We start from the raw sequence: 22435 nt of genomic DNA on the forward strand, positions 1-22435 counted from the left end.
CGACGAGTCAGCCCTATCCCCAGTATGACCGTTCCCGGGAAGGATCGTCAGAAGAACAGGTCGTACTCCCGCGGGCTCAGCACCGAGAGGAAATCCTCGTGCTGGCCATGGACCAGATGGGCGTAGGTCTCCAGATAGCGCTTGGAGAAATACTCCTTCAGCATGCTTGCCCGTGCCAGCCGGCGGGCCGCCTCGAAGACATCGCCCGGCAGTCCGGGGTCGCGCGTGAAGCCGGCATGCTTGCCGACCACCGGCGCATCCGGTTCGAGCTTCCGGACGATGCCGTAATGGGCGGCGGCGAGGATGGCCGCCAGCACCAGGTAGGGGTTGGCGTCGGCGCCGGCGACGCGGTGCTCGATCCGCCGCCCCGCTCCCTTGTCGGTGGGGATGCGCAGGGCGACGGTGCGATTGTCCTCGCCCCATTTGCGGTTGACCGGAGCGAACAGCCCGCCGAAGCGGCGGAAGGAATTGTGGTTGGGTGCGAAGAAGGCGAGCGACTCGGGCATCAGCCGCTGCATGCCGGCGATGGCGTGGCGGATCAGCTGCTCGCCGGTCGCCGGATCGGCGAAGAGATTGCGGCCGTCGGCGTCGCACAGGCTGACATGCACATGCAGGCCCGACCCGGCTTCGTCCTCATAGGGCTTGGCCATGAAAGTGGCGTCCCAGCCCTCGGCACGCGCGGTGCCGCGGATCAGGCGCTTGAGCAGAATGGCATGATCGCCGGCCAGCACGGCATCATCGGTGTGGTGCAGGTTGGTCTCGAACTGGGCGACGCCCATCTCGGCGATGATACTGCCCATCGGTACATTCTGCGCCCGTGCCGCGTCGTCCGCCCTAGCCGACCACAGCGCCACTTCCTCCAGCGTCAGCACGGAGAGATTGGTGGGCGGGCCGAGCGGGCGGCCGGTGCGCTTGAGGATCGGCGGGCGGATGCGGCCGTCGGCCTCCCGCGTGCCGTCGGTGAGGAAGAACTCGTATTCGCAGGCGACGGTGGGATGGAGCCCGTCGGCGGCGAGCCGTGCGAGGATGGTCTTGAGCAAATGGCGGGGATCCGTCCAGAGCGGCTCGCCCGAGACGGCGTAGGCGATGTCCAGCATGACCTGCGCCGTCGGCACGGCCGCCCAGGGCATCGGCTTCAGCGTGCCCGGGATCGGTACGCCCTTGGCATCGGGATCGCCGTCGTCCCAGCCGATGCCGCCGGAGCCATAGCCGTCATGCCGGGCATCGAGCACATAAGGGGCAGCGGAAAAGCCCATGCCGGAGCGATAGAGGCTGTCGATCTCTTCGATCGGCAGGCGTTTGCCGAAGCCATAGCCGGTCAGGTCGGGCGTGAAGGCTTCGATGAAGCGGGTATCGGGGTGGGCGGCAAGAAAGGCGGCGACTTCGGGGTGACGGGAAGCGCTGGTATCGGCAGGCATGGGGAGGGGTCTCGCTGGTGCTTCACAGAACGCGCCCGCCGCTGCGCCGTCAAGCCCCCTCAGCTTCGGTCGAAGGCCGGGCCGTTTCCAGCAGGGCGGTGTAACGGGCCAGCGCATCCTGCGGCAGGGCGCCGCGCCGGCTGAGCAGGTCGATGCAGCGCCCGCACAATTCGATGCTGCCATACAGATATTGGGCCAGGAGGCACAGATGCTTGAGCTGCTCGTCGGTCATGGCATCGGGATCGACGAAATCCCGGACATAGACGACATCGGCCTCCAGGAGCTGGTTGGTGGCCGGCGTCCAGCTCTCGGGCCTGGCATAGGGCGCCATCGGGCTGAACTTCACCGCCTTGAAGCAATGCGGCACGAACCCCTGCGAGCGCAGCTCCATGTCGATCTCCCCGAAGGCCGGCTGGTTCTCATAGAGCGCGACGAAGGAGATTTCGGTCTGGATGGCCACGGCTGGGCGCAGTTTTTCGCGGCCGTGGCGGAATACGGCGAGCTCGGCGCCCTGCACGTCGATCTTGAGCATGTCGATCTCCGGCAGGACCGAGAGATCGTCGAGGCGGGTCGTGCGCACGGGAATGCGGCCGATCACCTCGGCATTGGGCTTGAAATAGGAAAACACCTCCAGTGCGGCCTGGCGCGGGGTGAGCAGGCTGCTCCAGCCCGAATAGGCACAGAGATTGAGATAGACCTCGCCGCCGTCGCCGATGGCATGGGGCAGATAGGTCTCGTGCGGCCCCTTGGCGGCTTCCAGCCTGGCCAATGCCTCGGCCTGCGGCTCGAAGCCGGTGAGCCGGGCGAGGCCTGCCGCCAGCATGGATTTGTAGGGAGGTTCGCCATCGATGGGATTGGCGCCGATGTCGACGATATGGGTGCGGCGTGCCGGGCGCAGCAGCTCGGCCAGGGGCGCCGTCATGGCTTGGTCCGACATTCACGCTCCTCGGCAGAGTTTCTGCAAAATGTCCGTATCTGCAGTGTCGGCCCGGCCCTACCAATGCCCCTGCTGTTTCAGGCTGGTCTCGACATCGCCGACATAATTATACTGGCCCAGATGCTGCAGCTTGGACTGGGAATCGACCCAGACCTTGCCGCCGATGTCGCGCCAGCGCCGGCAGAACGCATAGTCCTCCGACAGATAGCGCCCGGAGTCGGGATCGACCATGCAGTCGAAGAACAGCCAGTGCAGCGGCTTGAGCGGATTGTTCGGCGGGCCGTCCGGCGTGTAGTTGAGATGGGGATAGGCCTGCATCAGCTTGGGGAAGACATGGCGCTTGATCACCATGAAGCCGGTGGGCGCTTCCGAGACCTCGATGAAACCTTCATCATCGACATGCCGGCTGATCGGCGTCTTGCCGTGATCGACCGGATTGAAGGCATAACGGGCATAGCGGATTTCCATCTCCTCCTTGCTGAGGCCGCCCGGTAGGGTCTCAGGCCAGGTCAGCGCCTTGATCGGATAGACACCGCCCGCCACATCCCTGTCGGCCAGCAGCAGGCGGATCACCTGCTGGGTGGTGAAGGAAATGTCGGAGTCGATCCAGAACAGATGCGTAAAGGATTCGTCCTGCATGAATTTCAGCACGACCATGTTGCGCCCGCGCGTGATCAGGCTCTCCGAATGCATGTGCAGCACGGTCTTGAGGCCGAGCTGCGACGCATCGCAGGCCAGGCTGTACATGCTGACCACATAATTCATGCTGACGGCGGAGATGTAGCAGGGCGTTGCGAACAACACCTTCATCGACTGGAGGGCTGAGATATCGAGCATGACCTGCTTTTCTATTGAGGCCTGACAGGCGCCGGAAAGCGAGGAGAGCGGCGCGTCCGGCGATTAGAGCAGGTTGCAAATGCGAATCAAGCCATTCCCTTCCGTCATGCACAGCCGGTCTGCGGGACGCCTGCCGGTGCTCCCCGGCTCATTTCGGAGCCGGGGCCGTCGGCAGGATCTCCGAGCTTGGCGGCGTGGCCGGCGTGGCATGCGGCACGATGGTGCCGGGCACCGGAATCGGCCCGGGTGCCGGTGACGGCGGCGTTTGGGCGACCGGCAGGGGACCGAAGCTGGAATCGACGGAGACGGCGATGCAGGTCTTGTTCACGCCCGGCAGCAGGAAGATGCGCTTGCCGTTGCGGTCGATCATGATCTGGGTGTTGAGGATCGGGATCGGGCTGGCGCCGGTCGAGCGCATGTAGTTCTGCGCCGTGGCGCAGTCGCTGGCGAGCGGAAAGACCTGCACCGTCACCCCGTCGCAGCTGCCCGACGGCGTCGGCGTGGCGATGATGGCGGCCAGGCCGTTAGCCGGCGTCACTTCCGGCCGGTCGATGACAGCAACGCTCTGGAACACATGCTGCTTGGGATCCTGACGGTTCCAGCCCGACTGCACGTCGTATTTGCTGTTGAGGGCACCGCGCGACATCTGATCGACCAGGTCGGTACATTGCCGCGCGAGCTCCAGCTTACGGGCCTGCTGGGTGGGCAGAGGCGGCTCCGGCAGCACGACGGGGGCAGAAGAGGCGACGGGCGGCTTGGCCTGTGCTGGCTTGCCGGATGCCGGCTTGGCCGGTTTCTTTCCTGCCGGCTTGCCCTTGCCGGCGGCATTGGGCGTCGGCTGGTCCTGCGCCAGCACCGGCGTCGGCGCAATCGTTCCGAAGCCGCCTGCGGCCAGGGCGAGGAGAAGGTAACCGACGCGAGCGCGCATTGTTTCTTCCGTAACGTTTTTGAGCCGAGCAACACCGCGGTGGTGCTATGGTATTCGATCATCTGACGCTGCCACATGTATCGGGTCTGCGCAGGCGTGGATAGATTGAAACTTGCGAGGTGACAGGGCCGGGGAAATCTGTGACACCTTGGCATCATGCCATTTTCAACGAGGCCTGGATCCCTATGATACTTCCTCCATCGCAGAGCAAACCGGCCCGGCGGAGGCACCTCATGCCTACAATGAGCCGAGGCAGCGTGCTTGCCCTCGTGCTTGCGAGCGGTCTTGTTCTGCCGGCCACGGCCCAGCAGCAGCCTGCGCCCGCTCCGGGCCCGCCGGCTCCCGCAAATGCCGCGCCCGCCGGCCCTCAGCCGATGAACCTCGATTCCAAAACGGTGTTGATGCTGGTGCGCTCCACCCTGATCGCGCTCGACCAGGCCAACAAGACCGGCAATTATTCGGTGCTGCGCGATCTCGGTTCGGCTGGCTTCCAGCGCGAGAACAGCGATGCCAAATTGGCCGAGATCTTTGCCGGTCAGCGCAAGGCGGGGCTCGATCTTGCTGCGGCCCTGGTGCTCGAGCCCACGATCACGCTCTCCCCTCAGGTGGAGAAGAGCGGGCTGCTCCATCTTGCCGGCTACTTTCCGGTGAAGGGCGACACCAAGCTGACCTTCGAACTGCTCTTCCAGGGCGCCGATCGGCGCTTGCTCGTCGACGGGATCAGCGTCAACATCGCGCAGGCTGGTTCGACACCGGGCGCTGGCGGGTCGAATGCCACGCAGATCCCAGTGCCGGCGGCACCGGCAGCCGAAGCGCCCGCCGCGCCTGCGCCGGCGGCAGCCCCCGGAGCCAAGCCGAAACCCAAGCCCAAGCCGAAACCCGAACCGAAGCCCGAGCCTGCTCCGGCCCAATAGTTTTCGGCGGCATTCACCTTGCCGGGGCAGCCTTCGGGGCCGCCCCTTTCTTTTGACGGCAAGCCCGTGCCGGGCGAAATCTCGCCGCCATGCCTGTTCTTGAGCAAAACGCGATCATGACCGAACGCGCTTTGCTCCAGCGCCTTGTTTCGACGCGTCTTTGCGGCTCCCGGGGACTCCGTCAAATCGCAAAACGCTATCGTGCCTGGCGACGGGGCTGGTGCTGAGAGGGCCTCCGCAGCATCCCCGTCAGCGGCTCAGTGCGCGGGATCTGGCACCACGGTTGCCGGGGGCCGGACGTTTCGCGTGGCAACCGGAAAAGCCGCAGGAGCGACCCGGGGCAGGGCGGGTCACCAGATTTTTTTTGCTTGTTGCGCGCGCGCAACAGCGCCTTCGACGAGGGTATGAAAGTGTGCGGCGTAACCCCTTTGGATTAAGGGCGCCCTCCAGGTTGTAGCCGCCTTTTCTCGCCTATTTCGCTGAGCATTCCCGGCCACTATGGTGATCTAACGGCATCATGGTTGTAAAATATAAATTCAGCCATTGATCTTTGATGGTTCTGCAGAAAACTTATCTTTGTTGGTTTTTGTTGTCAAACAATAGCATTGTCTCTCTCGGATTTGTAAATCGATTTATGGATATATTTATATCAGGTTCTGGTAAATATACTTCGCAAATTTTGTTCAAGTTTGAGATATTTTGAAGAAATATTGAGGCGGATATTCTAGTTTGTAACACTTTAGGATTAGAAGAAATTAAGACAATGCAGATTTTGTTTGCCTAGCATTCTCCGAATTTTCCAAAAAGAGGTAGAAATATACTAACACTTCGATTTCTAAGTATATTTACACATCGGAAGAATCGTGGGTATTAACCACGAATGCGTTGGATTATGCCATCCTGACGCTACGGCTGCTGGCGCACCCAAAGAGGTACGCCGGGTCGGGGGATCAAGTATTCGAAACAAGAATCGCCGCCCGGAAACCGGGAATCCCTAGGTCAACTGCTATCAAAGCCTTCTTCGGTGAGGGGCGGCTTTGCCTGCAAGACGCGACGTTTATGACGAGCCGGGGTCCCATGCCGAACCAAGACACTATCGATCTCGCCAAGCGCGCCCATCGCAGCCTGCGCCGGCGTATCCATGCTCTCCTGCGCATGGCCCATCGTGTGATGGGTATGAAGGACAAGCGGCTCGGCGTCGGTTCGTTGACGGCTGGTGGAGGCGTGTCGTGCCGGATATCCGCCGCAGTGCAGGCCTCCGGCGGCCTGGTGAACGGCCACTACAAGGTCCTCCTCGCCTCAACCGCATTGGCATTGCTCGGGGTGGTCGGCCTGAGCCCGGACAAGGCCTGGGCACAGTTGAGCTGCAGCACGGTCAATACCGCCATAGGCTCGATTCCGGCACAAAACACCATGCGGTGTTCCCCGAGCACCGGTCAGGCTCTCCAGATCATCGCAAACCAGGATGGTGCTCAGGGAGCGACGCCCGAGGATCTGGTCCTGGGCGGCGGCGGCAACAACGGTACCTCCGGAATCTCCCAGTTCTTCCGCGGCGGCATCGATAACAGCAACAATGTCTTTGTCCAGATCGGAGACCCGAGCCGCCAGGGCTCTCGGTTCAATGTCTATGCCAACCAGATGGCGATCGGCATGGGCGCCGTCGCCATTCAGAATACGTTTGCCATTGGCGTGAACTCCAATGCTTCGGGCGCGACGGCCGAAGCCATGGGATACAACGCCAATGCCAGCGGCTCCAATGCCATTGCGGTTGGAACCAATACGCAGGCTATCGGCGCCAATGCCATTGCCGTGGGGGTGGGATCCCTCGCCAATGGCCTCAACGCGGTCGCCATTGCGCGCGGCTCGCAGGCCATGTCCGATGGAGACGTGGCGATAGGCCAGGGTGCCTATGCCAATGGTGCCAACGCCACCGGCACCGGCTTCGGCACGGTGGCGCTCGGCGCCAGCGCCGTCGCCAAGAACACGGCCGGCGGCATTACCGCCGGTGTTGCTATCGGTGGTTTCGCCAATGCAACCTCCACCGCGACCAACGGGTCCTCGCCCGTCGCCATCGGCCCGAGCGCCAATGCCTCGGGTACCGGCTCGCAGGTGGCGATCGGCGATCAGGCCAAGGCCACCGGCAAGAACGCGGTCGGCATCGGCGGCAATGCCTTTTCCACCGGCACGGCAGCGACCGGTGACTATTCGGTTGCCATCGGTGCCGGCACGCAGGCCGGCGGCCTGAATTCGCTGGCTTTCGGCGGCAATGTCGGCGGCGGCGCCAATGCGGCTGCCGCCAATTCGATCGCTATCGGCGCTCAATCGCTGGTCGCCGCCGCGGCGAGTTCCGGCATCGCCATCGGCCGCGGCGCCGCGGTGAATGGTGCCAACGGCATTGCCATGGGCGATGGCACCATCAGTGGCTCGACCGGCCAAAACGTCGCCATCGGCTCTGGCGGGACGATCGCCAATTCCACCACGGCTACGGGAACGGCCGTCGCGATTGGCGGCGGCCAGAAGGCAACCGGCGATGGCGCAGTGGCGATCGGCGATCCGAATGTCTCGAACGGCACCGGTGCCGTCGCGGTCGGTGCGAACAACACAGCCGCCGGCAATGCTGCCGGTACCACCGCCGCGGCGGGCGCCGTTGCCATCGGCAATGCCAATTTCGCCGTCGGCCAGGGCTCGGTTTCCCTGGGCAATCAGTCCAATGCCGCCGCGGCCGGTGCCCTCGCTTTCGGTGACAAGGCCACGGGCGCCGCCGCCAATGCGGTCGCTCTCGGCTCGGGTTCGAATGCGGGCAATGCCAATGACGTCGCGCTCGGCGCCGGTTCGACCACGGCCGCCGTGGTCAACACGCCGAGCGGCACGATCAACGGCACGAGCTATGCTTATGCCGGCAATGCCGCCAACTCGACGGTCAGCATCGGCTCGTCCGGCAAGGAGAGGACCCTCACCAATCTCGCGGCCGGCCGTATCAGCGCCACCTCCACCGATGCGGTGAACGGCTCGCAGCTCTTCGCCACGAACCAGGCGGTGAACGCGATCGGCACGTCGGTGACGGCGCTCGGCAACAACGTCAACAATCTCGGCAATTCGACCGCGAGCAATCTCGGCGGCGGCTCGACCTACAATCCCGCGACGGGCACGGTGAGCGCGCCGAGCTACACGATCGGCGGCACCACCTACAACAATGTCGGCAACGCCTTCAACGCGGTGAACACCAGCGTGACGGCGCTGCAGACCGATGCGCTGCAGTGGAACAAGACGCTCGGCGCCTACGATGCCAGCCATGGCAGCGGTTCGCCGCAGAAGATCACCAACGTCGCCAATGGCGCGGTGACTTCGACCTCCACCGATGCCGTCAACGGCCAGCAGCTCTACGACGTGCAGCAGACCGCGAGCAAGGGCTGGAACGCCAATACGGGCACGGTCGCCGGCAGCACGGGCACCGCGTCGGGCAGCGCGCTGACCAATATCGCGCCTGGCGGCACCGTGACCTACCAGGCCGGCAACAACATCGCGATCACGCAGACCGGCAACACCATCGCCATCGCCACGTCGATGACGCCGACCTTCACCAGCGTCACGGCCGGCAATTCCAAGCTCGACACCACCGGGCTCACGATCACGGGCGGGCCGAGCGTGACGACGGCCGGCATCAACGCGGCCGGCAAGTCGATCACCAATGTGGCCAATGGTGTCGCCGCCACCGACGCTGTCAATCTGAGCCAGCTCAACACTGTCTCCACCTCGGTGACGGCGCTCGGCAACAACGTCAACAATTTGGGTAATTCGACCGCTTCCACCATCGGCGGCGGCACGACGTTCAACACCGGAACGGGTACACTCTCGGGCTTCAGCCAGAACATCAATCCGATCAGCAACACCGGTGCGGTCGGCGCGGCTGCCACGCAGACGACCATCGCCGGTGCGCTGACCCAGTTGAACACCAATACCTCCAATCTGGCCAACATCGCGGTCAAATACGATGCTCCCGGCGGCAACAAGATCACGCTGGGCGCCACGGGCGGTGCGGGAGCGCCGGCCGGTGGCGTGACGATCACCAACCTGGCCAATGGCGCGGTGACGGCGTCTTCGACCGATGCCGTCAATGGCTCGCAGCTCCTCGCCGTACAGCAGACAGCCAACAAGGGCTGGAATCTCTCCACCAACAAGGGCGCGACGACGAGCAATATCGCGCCGGGCGGCACGGTGGATCTCAACAATTCCGACGGCAATGTGGTGATCACGCAGGCCGGTCCGAACGCCACCTTCAACCTGGCGAGCAATCTCGCCATTGCCAGCAGCATCACGGTCGGCAATTCCAAGCTCGACACCACGGGCCTGACCATCACGGGCGGGCCAAGCGTGACGACGGCCGGCATCAATGCGGCGAGCAAGTCGATCACCAATGTGGCCAATGGTGTCGCCGCCACCGACGCCGTCAATCTCAGTCAGCTCAACACTGTCTCGACGTCGGTGACGACGGTTGGGAACAACCTCAACAATCTGGGCAACACCACGGCCTCCACTCTTGGCGGCGGAACGACCTTCAACACCACGACCGGTACGCTGTCGGGCTTCAGCCAAGGCGTCAAGGCAGTCGATACCAAGGGCAATGTGGCTGGCACCTCCAGCACCTTCACCACAGTGGCGGGTGCGCTGACGCAGCTCGACACCAACACCACCAACCTCGCCAATGCCGCGGTGAAGTATGACGACCCGGCGGTGAAGGACAGGATCACCCTCGGCAATGCCGGGACGCCGGTGACCATCGGCAATGTCGCCAATGGCGTGGCCGCCAACGACGCGGTCAATGTCAGCCAGCTGCAGGCGGTGGGCGCCAATGCCAATGCCGGCTGGAACCTCTCGACCGGCGGGAACACGGCAGGCAAGAGCAATATCGGCCCCGGCGGCACGGTGGATCTGAGCAACACCGACGGCAATATCGTCATCGCTCATACCGGTCCGAATGCCACCTTCAACCTTGCGAGCAATCTCAATATTGCCAACAGCATCACGGTCGGCAATTCCAAGCTCGACACCACCGGGCTCACCATCACGGGCGGGCCGAGCGTGACGACGGCGGGCATCAACGCCGCGACCAAGTCGATCACCAATGTCGCGGCCGGCACCGACGCCACCGATGCGGTCAATCTGAGCCAGTTGAACACCGTCTCAACGTCGGTGACCACGATCGGCAACAACGTCAACAATCTCGGCAATTCGACCGCCAGCAATCTCGGCGGCGGCTCGACCTACAATCCCGCGACGGGCACGGTGAGTGCGCCGAGCTACACGATCGGCGGCGCCACCTACAACAATGTCGGCAACGCCTTCAACGCGGTGAACACCAGCGTGACGGCGCTGCAGACCGATGCGCTGCAGTGGAACAAGACGCTCGGCGCCTACGATGCCAGCCATGGCAGCGGTTCGCCGCAGAAGATCACCAACGTCGCCAATGGCGCGGTGACTTCGACCTCCACCGATGCCGTCAACGGCCAGCAGCTCTACGACGTGCAGCAGACCGCCAGCAAGGGCTGGAACGCCAATACGGGCACGGTTGCCGGCAGCACGGGCACGGCATCGGGCAGCGCGCTGACCAATATCGCGCCCGGCGGCACCGTGACCTACCAGGCCGGCAACAACATCGCGATCACGCAGACCGGCAACACCATCGCCATCGCCACGTCGATGACGCCGACCTTCACCAGCGTCACGGCCGGCAATTCCAAGCTCGACACCACGGGCCTGACCATCACGGGCGGCCCGAGCGTGACGACGGCCGGCATCAACGCGGCCGGCAAGTCGATCACCAATGTGGCCAATGGTGTCGCCGCCACCGATGCGGTGAATCTGAGCCAGCTCAACACCGTCTCCACCTCGGTGACGGCGCTCGGCAACAACGTCAACAATTTGGGTAATTCGACCGCTTCCACCATCGGCGGTGGCACGACGTTCAACACCGGAACGGGTACGCTGTCGGGCTTCAGCCAGAACGTCACGGCGATCGACGGCAAGGGCAACGCGGCGGCGTCGGCCACCAATTTCACCACTGTGGCGGGTGCGCTGACGCAGCTCGACACCAACACCACCAACCTCGCCAATGCCACGGTGAAGTATGACGACCCGGCGGTGAAGGACAGGATCACCCTCGGCAATGCCGGGACGCCGGTGACCATCGGCAATGTCGCGAACGGCGTCGCCGCCACCGATGCGGTCAATGTCAGCCAGCTGCAGGCGGTCGGCAACAATGCCAATGCCGGCTGGAACCTCTCGACCGGCGGCGATACGGCGAACAAGAGCAATGTCGGCCCCGGCGGCACGGTGGATCTGAGCAACACCGATGGCAATATCGTCATCGCCCATAACGGTACGAACGCCACCTTCGACCTCGCCAAGAGCATCACGCTGGACAGCGTCACGGCAGGCGGCAACACGCTCGACGCCACCGGCCTGACGGTGGGCGGCACCACGGTGACGACGAATGGCCTGACCATCACGGGCGGGCCGAGCGTGACCACGGCGGGCATCGATGCCGGCGGCAAGGCGATCACCAATGTCGCCGCCGGCACCAATGCCACCGATGCGGTCAATCTGAGCCAGTTGAACACCGTCTCGACGTCGGTCACGACGATCGGCAACAACGTCAACAATCTCGGCAATTCGACCGCCTCCACCATCGGCGGCGGCACGACGTTCGATACCGGAACGGGTACGCTGTCGGGCTTCAGCCAGAACGTCACGGCGATCGATACCAAGGGCAATGCGGCGGCTTCCGCCACGAACTTCACCACGGTGGCGGGTGCGTTGACGCAGCTCGACACCAACACCACCAACCTCGCCAATGTCGCGGTGAAGTATGACGATCCGGCGGTGAAGGACAGGATCACCCTCGGCAATGCCGGGACGCCTGTCACCATCGGCAATGTCGCCAATGGCGTGGCGGCCAATGACGCGGTCAATGTCAGCCAGCTCGATGCGGTCAGCCAGACCGCGAGCAAGGGCTGGACCCTTTCCACCAACAAGGGTGCGACCACCAGCAAGGTGGCGCCGGGCGATACGGTCGATCTCAGCAACACCGACGGCAATGTCGTGATCGGCCAATCCGGTACGAACGCGACCTTCGATCTCGCCTCCAATGTGAAGATCGCCAACAGCCTGTCCGTCGGCGCGGTAACGATCGACACAACCAGCGTGGTGGTGGGCGCTTCCAAGCTCGACGCCACGGGTCTCGTCATCAATGGCGGCCCGAGCGTTACCACGGCCGGGGTCGATGGCGGTGGCAAGAAGATCACCAACGTCGCCAATGGAGACGTCACGGCGACCTCGACCGATGCGATCAATGGCTCGCAGCTCTTCGCCGTGGTCGGCAATGCCACGGCCAATGCGGTGCAGTATGACGACGCCACCAGGACCAAGATCACCCTCGGCGGCGCCGGTGCGACGCAACCGACCCAGATCACCAATCTCGCCAATGGCGCGGTAGCGGCCGGTTCGACCGACGCGGTGAACGGCTCGCAGCTCTATGACGTGCAGCAGACGGCCAATAAGGGCTGGAACCTGACCGCCAACGGCGCCGATTCTTCCAATGTCGCGCCGGGCGACACGGTTGACCTCAACAATACCGACGGAAACCTCGCCATCACCAAGACCGGCAACGCCGTCACCTTCAACCTGTCCAAGGACATCGCCGTAGACAGCGTCACGACCGGCAATTCCACGCTCGACACCACCGGCCTCACCATCGCGGGCGGGCCGAGCGTAACGACAGCCGGTATCGATGCCGGCGGCAAGGCGATCACCAATGTCGCCACCGGCACCAAGGCAACCGATGCGGTCAATCTGAGCCAGTTGAACACCGTCTCGACCTCGGTCACGACGATCGGCAATAACGTCAACAATCTCGGCAATTCGACGGCGTCGACGATCGGCGGCGGCTCGACCTACGATCCGAATACCGGCACGCTGTCCGGCTTCAACCAGGCTGTCACGGCGATCGACGCCAAGGGCAATGCCGCCGGCGCGCCGACCACCTACACCACCGTTGGCGGTGCGCTGACGCAGCTCGACACCAACACCACCAACCTTGCCAATGCCGCGGTGAAATATGACGACCCGGCGGTGAAGGACAAGATCACGCTGGGCGGCATCGGGGCGAGCGACCTCACCCTGATCACCAACCTCGCCAAGGGCAATATCGCCGCGGCGTCGACCGATGCGGTCAATGGCTCGCAGCTCTACGCGGTGTCGAATTCGGTCGCCGACAATCTCGGCGGTGGCTCGACCGTCAATCCGGATGGCACGGTGAGCGCCCCCAGCTATGTGATTGGCGGCAACACCTACAACAATGTCGGCAATGCGCTCGGTGCCGTGGATACCAGCGTGACGGCGTTGCAGACAGACGCCCTGCAGTGGAACAGCACGCTGGGCGCCTATGATGCCAGCCATGGCAGCGGCTCGCCGCAGAAGATCTCGAATGTCGCCAACGGCGTTGCCGCCAATGACGCGGTCAATGTCAGCCAGCTGCAGGCGGTCGGCAACAATGCCAATGCCGGCTGGAATCTCTCGACCGGCGGCGACACGGCGAACAAGAGCAATGTCGGCCCCGGCGGCACGGTGGATCTGAGCAACACCGACGGCAATATCGTCATCGCCCATAACGGTGCGAACGCCACCTTCGACCTCGCCAAGAGCATTACGCTGGACAGCGTGACGGCAAGCGGGAATACGCTCGACGCCACCGGCCTGACGGTGGGCGGCACCACGGTGACGACGAATGGCCTCGTCATCGCGGGCGGGCCGAGCGTGACGACGGCGGGTATCGATGCCGGCGGCAAGGCGATCACCAATGTCGCCGCCGGCACCAATGCCACCGATGCGGTGAATGTCGGCCAGCTGCAGGCTGTCGGCAACTCCGCCAACAATCTCGGCAACTCGACCGCCTCGACGTTAGGGGGTGGTACAAGCTATGACCCGGCGACCGGTACGCTCTCGGGCTTCAGCCAGAACGTCACGGCGATCGACGGCAAGGGCAACGCGGCTGCTTCCGCCACCAATTTCACCACTGTGGCCGGGGCGCTGACGCAGCTCGACACCAACACCACCAACCTCGCCAATGCCGCGGTGAAATATGACGACCCGGCGGTGAAGGATAGGATCACGCTCGGCAATGCCGGCACGCCTGTCACCATCGGCAATGTCGCGAACGGCGTGGCGGCCACCGACGCGGTCAATGTCAGCCAGCTGCAGGCGGTCGGCGCCAATGCCAATGCCGGCTGGAACCTCTCGACCGGCGGCGATACGGCGAACAAGAGCAATGTCGGTCCCGGCGGCACGGTGGATCTGAGCAACACCGACGGCAATATCGTCATCGCCCATAACGGTACGAACGCCACCTTCGACCTCGCCTCGAACGTGAAGATCGCCAACAGCCTGTCCGTCGGCACCGTGACGATCGATACTTCCAGCGTGGTGGTGGGCGCCTCCAAGCTCGACGCCACCGGTTTGACCATCACGGGCGGGCCGAGCGTGACCACGGCCGGCATCGATGCCGGCGGCAAGGCGATCACCAATGTCGCGGCCGGCACCAACGCCACCGATGCGGTCAATCTCAGTCAGCTCAACACCGTGTCGACGTCGGTGACAGCGCTCGGCAACAACGTCAACAATTTGGGTAACACCACGGCCTCCACTCTTGGCGGCGGCGCGACCTATGACCCCAATGCCGGTACGCTCTCGGGCTTCAGCCAGAACGTCACGGCGATCGATACAAAGGGCAATGTCGGAACGACCACGGGCTACACCACCGTAGCTGGGGCGTTGACGCAGCTCGACACCAACACCACCAACCTCGCCAATGCCACTGTGAAGTATGACGACCCGGCGGTGAAGGACAGGATCACCCTCGGCAATGCCGGGACGCCGGTGACCATCGGCAATGTCGCGAACGGCGTCGCCGCCACCGATGCGGTCAATGTCAGCCAGCTGCAGGCAGTGGGGGCCAATGCCAATGCCGGCTGGAACCTCTCGACCGGCGGCGATACGGCGAACAAGAGCAATGTCGGTCCCGGCGGCACGGTGGATCTGAGCAACACCGACGGCAATATCGTCATCGCCCATAACGGTACGAACGCCACCTTCGACCTCGCCAAGAGCATCACGCTGGACAGCGTCACGGCAGGCGGGAATACACTCGATGCCACCGGCCTGACGGTGGGCGGCACCACGGTGACGACGAATGGCCTCGTCATCGCGGGCGGGCCGAGCGTGACCACGGCTGGCATCGATGCCGGCGGCAAGGCGATCACCAATGTCGCGGCCGGCACCAATGCCACCGATGCGGTGAATGTCGGCCAGCTGCAGGCTGTCGGCAACTCCGCCAACAATCTCGGCAACTCGGTTGCCAGCAGTCTCGGTGGCGGTTCGAGCTATGATCCGACCACCGGCACGGTGAGCGCGCCGAGCTACCTGATCGGCGGCACCGCCTACAACGATGTCGGCAATGCCTTCAACGCGGTGAATACCTCGGTGACGGCGCTGCAGACAGACGCGCTGCAATGGAATTCGACGCTCGGCGCTTATGACGCCAGCCATGGCAGCGGTTCGCCGCAGAAGATCACCAACGTCGCCAATGGCGACGTGTCGGCCACCTCGACCGATGCGATCACGGGCCAGCAGCTCTATGACGTGCAGCAAACGGCGAACAAGGGCTGGAACCTCAGCGCCAATGGCGCCAATTCGTCCAACGTGGCCCCGGGCGATACGGTTGACCTCAACAACACCGACGGCAATATCGCCATCGCCAAATCGGGCAACGCCGTCACCTTCAACCTTGCCAATGATGTCACCATCGTCAGCAGCCTGACGATCGGGGCCGCCAAGATCGACACCACCGGCCTCGCCATCACCGGCGGGCCGAGCGTGACGACCAATGGCATCGACGCCGGCGGCAAGAAGATCACCAATGTCGCCAATGGCGACGTGTCGTCGACCTCGACAGACACCGTCACCGGCTCGCAGCTGTTCAGCCTGGGCAATTCGGTGGCGAGCGGCCTCGGGGGCGGCTCGAGCTTCGATCCCAGCAGCGGCATGGTAATCACCAGCCTGAACTATGGCGGCAGCACCTTCACTTCCGTGCAGAGCGTGCTCGATAAGATCGGCGGCTCGATCAATGGCGGCGGCATCAAATATTTCCACGCCAATTCGACCGATCCCGATTCAGTCGCCAGCGGTGATGGCGCCGTGGCTATCGGCCCCAGTTCCGTAGCGAGCGGTGCCAAATCTCTTGCCGCGGGCAACGATGCCCAGGCGACCGGAACTTCCTCCGTCGCAACTGGCAATGGTGCCGACGCGGGTGGCAACGACTCGATTGCAACGGGAACGCAGGCCAAGGCTAGCGGCGAGGCATCGATTGCCACCGGCAAGAACGCCGAGGCCAGCGGCACCGGTTCCACCGCGATAGGCGCGGGCAGCCAGGCCTTGGCCGATGGCGCCACGGCGATCGGCGCCAATTCGAGCGCGACGACGGCCAACTCGACCGCCATCGGCAATGGCGCCCAGGCCTCGGCCAATGACGGCGATGTCGCGCTCGGCGCTGGCTCGGTCACCTCGACGGTGGTCAACACCACCGGCACGACGATCAACGGCACCAACTATACCTTCGCCGGTACAAATGCGACCAGTACGGTCAGCGTCGGGTCGGCCGGCAATGAGCGGACGGTGACCAATGTCGCAGCCGGCCAGATAACCGCGACCTCGACCGATGCCGTCAACGGTTCGCAGCTCTATGCCACAAACCAGGCGATCGAAGCCGCCAACCAACAGGTCACGCAGCTCGGCAACAACGTCAACAATCTCGGCACCTCGACGGCCACGACATTGGGTGGCAATGCGACATATGATGCGAAAACGGGTACGATTTCGGGCTTCACGCAGAACGTGAAGGCCGTTGATGCCAGCGGTAATGTCGCGGATAATCCAACCCAGTTCAGTACCGTGTCGGGTGCATTGACGCAGCTTGACCAGAATACGACCAATCTCGCCAATGCAGCTGTGAAATATGACGATCCGTCGACCAGGACCAGCGTCACCCTGGGCAATGCCGGTACGCCGGTGACCGTAAACAATGTTGCGAATGGGGAGATATCGAGCGCTTCAAAACAGGCCATCAATGGCTCGCAGCTTTATAATACGGCCTCTACCGTTGCCAGTGCATTGGGCGGAGGGGCTGCGCTCGATCCGACTACGGGCAAGCTCAGCGCGCCGACCTATACGGTCAACAACGCAAACTATGACAATGTCGGCGGTGCGATCAAAGCCTTGGACGATCGCTTCAACGGCATCGGTGGCAGCATCGCCAATCTGCAGAGCCAGGTTTCCAACAATCTCAAGGAAGCCCGCAAGGGCATCGCCTCGGCGATGGCCGCTTCGGCGCTGCGCTATGACGACAGGCCGGGCAAGGTCTCGGCGGCAGCCGGCATGGCAGTCTATCACCGCCAGGTCGGTATCGCTGCCGGTCTCGGCTGGACCTCGGAGGACGCCAAGTGGCGCGCCAACCTCGCCGGCACCTATTCGCCGGGCGGTCGCAAGCCCGACTTCGGCGTGATGGGTGGCCTGTCCTACACTTTCAACTGACGCGGAAGACGTCGGATCATCGCCCAACTCAGGCCCCGGAAACCGGGGCCTTTGCCTGTGCGCGTTCAGCCCAGCGCGGCGAGATCCTGCCTGAGGCGGATGACCTGGCCGTCCGCCAGGCTCGCTTCGAGCCGGGCATGGCTCTCCTGCCAGATCGGCGTGGCCCGCGCCAGAAGCGCCTGTCCCGCCTGCGTGAGCGCGAGCAGGCGAGAGCGCCTGTCCGCCGGGTCGCGCATCACCTGCACGAGGCCGCGGGCTTCGAGCCGCTTGAGGGCGGCGGTGAGAGTGGTGCGGTCCATGGCGAGCAGCGCCGCCACCGGCCCCATCGGCGGCGGGGCAGGGCGGTTGAGCGCCATCAGCAATGAAAACTGGCTGTTGGTCAGCCCGGCCGGGCGGAGGGCGTCGTCGAAACGGCGGGCCAGCATCCGCGCTGCCCTCTGGACGTGCAGGCACAGGCAGGTATCGCGCACGAGCAGGGTCGTGGCGAACGGAACAAGGGGGCCTTTTTCGCCCTCGGCGTCCGGCGGATCGACTTCATCGAGGCCCGGCTGGGGTGAAAAGCGCTGGTGGTCGACGCGTTTTGACATGTGCCGATAATGTTGATATCAACCTATTTAGTCAAGCAATCCAGAAATTGCAATCCAGGAGCTGCTGCAGGGAGGTCGATATGCCAGCCCACCAGATCGTGTCTCGGGAAGAATGGCTGACGGCGCGCAAGGCGTTGCTGATCAAGGAGAAGGAGGCGACACGGGCGCGTGACCGCTTGAATGCCGAGCGCATGGCACTGCCCTGGGTCAAGGTCGACAAGGCCTATCTGTTCGACACGCCCAACGGGCGGTGCACATTGGCCGAATTGTTCGAAGGCCGCAGCCAGCTGATCGTCTATCATTTCATGCTGGGGCCTGACTGGGATGCCGGCTGCACCGGCTGCTCCTTCCTGGCGGATCATCTCGACGGTGCGCTGGCCCATCTCAATCATCACGACGTCACGCTCACCGCCGTTTCGCGTGCGCCGCTGGCGAAGATCGAGGCTTACAAGGCGCGCATGGGTTGGCGCTTTCCGTGGGTGTCCGCCTTCGGCAGCGATTTCAATTTCGACTATCACGTCTCCTTCAGCCGGGAAGACCTGGCGGGTGAGGAGATCGTCTATAATTTCACCAGCCTGCCCAGCGCTCAGGGCCATGACGAACTGCCCGGGCTGAGTGCCTTCTACAGGGACGAGCAGGGCGAGGTGTTCCATACCTATTCGAGCTATGCCCGCGGTCCCGAGGAACTGATCGGTACCCTGATGATCCTCGACCGGGCTCCCAAGGGGCGGAACGAAGCTTCGACCATGGATTTCGTGCGGCGGCACGACGAATATGAGGACAAGCCTGCCGCGCATGGCTGCTGCGGCTGACACCGATGGCCGGCGAGGCTGGCTGTACTCGGCCCGTCATGGTGCTGGCCTATCCTCCTCCACCGGGAACCTGATCCGAAACCGGCCTCCAAGGGAGCCTATCATGTCCGTCACACATGGAAGTTTTGTCTGGTACGAACTGATGACCACGGATGTGAAGGCAGCGGCGGCCTTCTATACCGCCGTGCTGGGCTGGGAGGCTGCGGATTCCGGCATGCCGGGCCTCACCTACACGCTGTTCTCCAACAAGGGCGCGCTGGTAGCCGGCCTCATGGACATTCCGCCCGATGCCGCCGCCCGCAATGTGCCGCCGAACTGGACCGGCTTCGTCGCCGCCGACGATGTCGATGCCTCCGCTGCCCAGGTGGTGAAGCTCGGAGGCAAGGTCCATCGCGCGCCGGATGACATTCCCGGCGTCGGCCGCTTCGCCATTGCCGCTGATCCCTATGGGGCCGTGTTCGGCCTGTTCAAGGGACAGGGAGAGGCGCCGGAATTGCCGGGGCTGGGCACGCCCGGCCATATCGCCTGGCGCGAGCTGCAGGCCGGGGATGGCCCAGGCGCCTTCGAATTCTATGCGGGGCTGTTCGGCTGGGAGAAGCACCAGGGTCTCGATATGGGGCCGATGGGCGTCTATCAGCTCTATGGCCAGAACGGCACCGACTATGGTGGCATGATGACCCGCACCAAGGACATGGGCGAGCCGACCTGGGTCTATTACATCCAGGTCGAGAACATCGACGAGACGGCCAAACGCGTTGCCGATAATGGCGGCAAGATCCTGATTGAACCGATGGAAGTGCCCGGCGAAATGTGGGTGATCCAATGCCGTGATCCGCAGGGCGCGCTGACTGCGATGCTCGGGCCGCGTTCCTGATCGCGCTCCCCGGGGCGAATGATGGCGAGGCCCCGGAAGCGATGACGGGGCCTTTGTCATGCGCCATCACATCCTTGCTGAATTTGTAAGACAAGAACTTGCCTCACCTCGGCAAAGGCCTTATCGCTAGGGCTGAGAAACGGCGGATTCGAGCCGTCCTTCGGGCCCGGAACGGGCATCATGAGACAAAGGGTGCGGCGCGATGCGCAGCTTCGGCTGGCGGTTTTCGGTCGCGGGGAAATGACGAGGCGAGGCGATGAAAGTCCTGATCCTGGGTGCGGCCGGCATGGTTGGCCGCAAATTGCTGGAAAGCATGAGCCGCGACGGCAAGCTGGGCGGCAAGCCCGTCAGCGAAGCCCTGCTCAGCGATGTCGTGCTGCCCCAGGTGCCCGACGGTCTGCCGTTCGCCTGCAGCGCCAGCCAGGACGATCTGCCCGTACCGGGCACGGTCGAACGCCTGATCGGTGCGCGCCCCGACGTGATCGTCCATCTCGCCGCGATCGTCTCGGGTGAGGCGGAAGCCGATTTCGACAAGGGCTATCGCATCAATCTGGAAGGCACCCAGCGCCTGTTCGAGGCGATCCGCCAGGCCCATGGCGATGCCAGGCCGGGTGAGGGCTATTATCCGCGCGTGATCTTTTCCTCCTCCATCGCCGTGTTCGGGGCGCCCTTCCCGGAGCGCATCGGTGACGAGTTCTTCAACACGCCCCTGACCTCCTATGGCACCCAGAAGGCGATCGGCGAGCTGCTGCTCGCCGACTACAGCCGCCGCGGCTTCTTTGACGGCATCGGCATCCGCCTGCCGACAATCGCGGTGCGCCCCGGCAAGCCCAACAAGGCAGCCTCCGGCTTCTTCTCGGGCATTCTGCGCGAGCCGCTGAACGGGCAGGAAGCCATTTTGCCGGTCTCCGACGATGTGCGCCATTGGTTCGCCAGCCCGCGTTCGGCGGTCGGCTTCCTCCACCATTCCGCGGCGATCGACACGGCCCGCCTGGGCGCGCGGCGCAATCTTTCCATGCCTGGCCTGTCCGCGACGGTGGCCGAGGAGATCGAGGCCCTGCGGCGTGCGGCCGGCGACAAGGCCGTGGCGCTGATCAAGCACCAGCCCGATCCCGTGATCGAGAAGATCGTGGCCGGCTGGCCGCGCGATTTCGACACGGCGCGCGCCCTCGAACTCGGCTTCGTCGCTGATCGTGACATGGATGCCATCGTGCAGGCCCATATCGAGGACGAGCTCGGCGGCAAGCTGCCGGCCCTGTAAGCATTGGCGGGCAGGTGTCCTGACGGTGTCGGCCTGCCCTCACGCCTTGTTCTGATGCATTTTGCGATTTGGTGATTTCGCCGGATCGCAAAACGCTTTAGGCCTTGGCGCCTTCTTTCGATCAATTCCGTTCCGTGAGAGCCCCCCGGCATGTCCGCACCCGATCTCCTGATGCCCAAGCCCATGCTTGCCCAAACAGTCGAGGCCCTGGACCGGGCTTTCACCGTGCACAAGCTCTGGCAGGCGCAGGATCCCGATGCCGTGCTGGCCGGGATTGCCGACCGGGTGCGCTTCATCGCGGCGGGCGGCCATGCCCATGTCGACGAAGCCCTGATCGCGGCTTTGCCCAAGCTCGAAATCATCGCCAATTTCGGTGTGGGCTATGATTCCGTCGATGCCGCTGCGGCGGCGCGGCATGGTGTCGTCGTCACCAACACGCCCGAGGTCCTCAACGAGGACGTCGCCGATCTCGCCATGGCCCTGCTGCTGGCGACCATTCGCGAAGTGCCGCAGGCCGACCGCTTCCTGCGGCAGGGCAGATGGCTGAACGAAAACTATCCGCTGACGCCGGCGACGCTGCGCGGGCGTACACTCGGTATCGTCGGCCTCGGGCGAATCGGTAAGGCGATCGCCCGCCGCGCCGAGGCCTTCGGCCTCAAGATCGCCTATTATGGGCGCCGTCGCCAGGCGGACGTTGCCTATGCCTATCACCCCAGCGTGAAGGCGCTGGCGGAGGCGGTCGATACGCTGATGATCATCGTTCCCGGCGGGGCCGAGACGCGCCATCTCATCGATGCCGAGGTGCTCGAGGCTCTCGGTCCCGAGGGCGTGCTGATCAATGTCGCCCGCGGTTCGGTCGTGGACGAGAATGCCCTGGTCGAAGCGCTGCGCAATCGCACCATTCTCGCGGCGGGGCTCGATGTCTTCGCCGACGAACCCAACGTGCCCGAAGCGCTGATGGCTCTCGACAATGCGGTGCTGCTGCCGCATGTCGGCTCGGCCACCATTCACACCCGCCGCGCCATGGGCCAGCTGGTGGTCGACAATCTCGTTTCCTGGCGAGACGGCAAGGGCCCGCTGACGCCGGTGGCCGAGACGCCCTGGCCCCGAGAGAAGGCCTGAGGGCCGCCAGCTTCAACCGCAGACAGGACAGGCAAGCTCTGCCGGATCATTGATCCTGCGGAGCTTGCCCGCGTTCGACCCGAGCGAGATTTTTCGTCACGTTGCA

11 protein-coding genes are annotated in these 22435 nt (G+C 64.1%); 6 read left to right on the forward strand and 5 right to left on the reverse strand.

The features are described 5' to 3' along the window. Window positions 1–47: 47 nt before the first annotated feature. The 4 genes from C5L14_RS25675 to C5L14_RS25690 form a co-directional block, all read right to left on the reverse strand. Window positions 48–1418: a glutamine synthetase family protein gene (locus C5L14_RS25675; protein ID WP_181161329.1), complete on the reverse strand. Its 1371-nt coding sequence runs from the start codon at window positions 1416–1418 to the stop codon at window positions 48–50. 49 nt (window positions 1419–1467) lie between these two features. Continuing rightward, window positions 1468–2355: an FkbM family methyltransferase gene (locus C5L14_RS25680; RefSeq protein ID WP_105864924.1), complete on the reverse strand. Its 888-nt coding sequence runs from the start codon at window positions 2353–2355 to the stop codon at window positions 1468–1470. 57 nt (window positions 2356–2412) lie between these two features. Continuing rightward, on the reverse strand, window positions 2413–3192 hold the full coding sequence (locus C5L14_RS25685) for a hypothetical protein (RefSeq protein ID WP_105864925.1): 780 nt from the start codon (window positions 3190–3192) through the stop codon (window positions 2413–2415). 148 nt (window positions 3193–3340) lie between these two features. Beyond that, on the reverse strand, window positions 3341–4120 hold the full coding sequence (locus tag C5L14_RS25690) for a hypothetical protein (RefSeq protein ID WP_105864926.1): 780 nt from the start codon (window positions 4118–4120) through the stop codon (window positions 3341–3343). Between the two features lie 233 nt (window positions 4121–4353). Between C5L14_RS25690 and C5L14_RS25695 the strand changes: the two genes are divergently transcribed. Further along, window positions 4354–5034: a hypothetical protein gene (locus tag C5L14_RS25695; RefSeq protein ID WP_181161330.1), complete on the forward strand. Its 681-nt coding sequence runs from the start codon at window positions 4354–4356 to the stop codon at window positions 5032–5034. A gap of 1077 nt (window positions 5035–6111) precedes the next feature. Next, complete coding sequence (locus tag C5L14_RS30475) at window positions 6112–17673, forward strand: beta strand repeat-containing protein (RefSeq protein ID WP_181161331.1); 11562 nt, start codon at window positions 6112–6114, stop codon at window positions 17671–17673. Between the two features lie 65 nt (window positions 17674–17738). On the opposite strand, the gene C5L14_RS25785 is transcribed toward C5L14_RS30475, so the two are convergent. Then, entirely contained in the window at window positions 17739–18260 is a 522-nt protein-coding gene (locus C5L14_RS25785) for a MarR family winged helix-turn-helix transcriptional regulator (RefSeq protein WP_105864927.1), read from the reverse strand. Between the two features lie 80 nt (window positions 18261–18340). Here C5L14_RS25785 and C5L14_RS25790 point away from each other — a divergent pair, with 80 nt between their 5' ends. From C5L14_RS25790 to C5L14_RS25805, 4 genes are all read left to right on the forward strand, one after another. Then, on the forward strand, window positions 18341–19072 hold the full coding sequence (locus C5L14_RS25790) for a DUF899 domain-containing protein (protein ID WP_105864928.1): 732 nt from the start codon (window positions 18341–18343) through the stop codon (window positions 19070–19072). Between the two features lie 103 nt (window positions 19073–19175). Then, on the forward strand, window positions 19176–19946 hold the full coding sequence (locus C5L14_RS25795; protein ID WP_105864929.1) for a VOC family protein: 771 nt from the start codon (window positions 19176–19178) through the stop codon (window positions 19944–19946). Window positions 19947–20202: 256 nt separating this feature from the next. Beyond that, window positions 20203–21207 carry a D-erythronate dehydrogenase gene (gene denD / locus C5L14_RS25800; RefSeq protein WP_105864930.1) on the forward strand — a complete coding sequence of 335 codons (1005 nt, stop codon included), beginning with the start codon at window positions 20203–20205 and terminating at the stop codon, window positions 21205–21207. Window positions 21208–21357: 150 nt separating this feature from the next. Beyond that, window positions 21358–22329, forward strand: a complete 972-nt coding sequence (locus C5L14_RS25805) for a 2-hydroxyacid dehydrogenase (protein ID WP_105864931.1) — start codon at window positions 21358–21360, stop codon at window positions 22327–22329. The last annotated feature ends 106 nt before the right edge of the window (window positions 22330–22435 follow it).

The sequence above is a fragment of the Labrys okinawensis genome, from assembly GCF_002982075.1.
Lineage (GTDB): Bacteria > Pseudomonadota > Alphaproteobacteria > Rhizobiales > Labraceae > Labrys > Labrys okinawensis_A.

Excerpts from the sequence above, each read along its gene's own strand:
- denD (WP_105864930.1), top strand. The coding sequence starts at position 20,203 with ATGAAAGTCCTGATCCTGGGTGCGGCCGGCATGGTTGGCCGCAAATTG.
- C5L14_RS25795 (WP_105864929.1), top strand. The coding sequence starts at position 19,176 with ATGTCCGTCACACATGGAAGTTTTGTCTGGTACGAACTGATGACCACG.
- C5L14_RS25785 (WP_105864927.1), bottom strand. The coding sequence starts at position 18,260 with ATGTCAAAACGCGTCGACCACCAGCGCTTTTCACCCCAGCCGGGCCTC.
- C5L14_RS25790 (WP_105864928.1), top strand. The coding sequence starts at position 18,341 with ATGCCAGCCCACCAGATCGTGTCTCGGGAAGAATGGCTGACGGCGCGC.
- C5L14_RS25690 (WP_105864926.1), bottom strand. The coding sequence starts at position 4,120 with ATGCGCGCTCGCGTCGGTTACCTTCTCCTCGCCCTGGCCGCAGGCGGC.
- C5L14_RS25685 (WP_105864925.1), bottom strand. The coding sequence starts at position 3,192 with ATGCTCGATATCTCAGCCCTCCAGTCGATGAAGGTGTTGTTCGCAACG.
- C5L14_RS25675 (WP_181161329.1), bottom strand. The coding sequence starts at position 1,418 with ATGCCTGCCGATACCAGCGCTTCCCGTCACCCCGAAGTCGCCGCCTTT.
- C5L14_RS30475 (WP_181161331.1), top strand. The coding sequence starts at position 6,112 with ATGCCGAACCAAGACACTATCGATCTCGCCAAGCGCGCCCATCGCAGC.
- C5L14_RS25805 (WP_105864931.1), top strand. The coding sequence starts at position 21,358 with ATGTCCGCACCCGATCTCCTGATGCCCAAGCCCATGCTTGCCCAAACA.
- C5L14_RS25680 (WP_105864924.1), bottom strand. The coding sequence starts at position 2,355 with ATGTCGGACCAAGCCATGACGGCGCCCCTGGCCGAGCTGCTGCGCCCG.
- C5L14_RS25695 (WP_181161330.1), top strand. The coding sequence starts at position 4,354 with ATGCCTACAATGAGCCGAGGCAGCGTGCTTGCCCTCGTGCTTGCGAGC.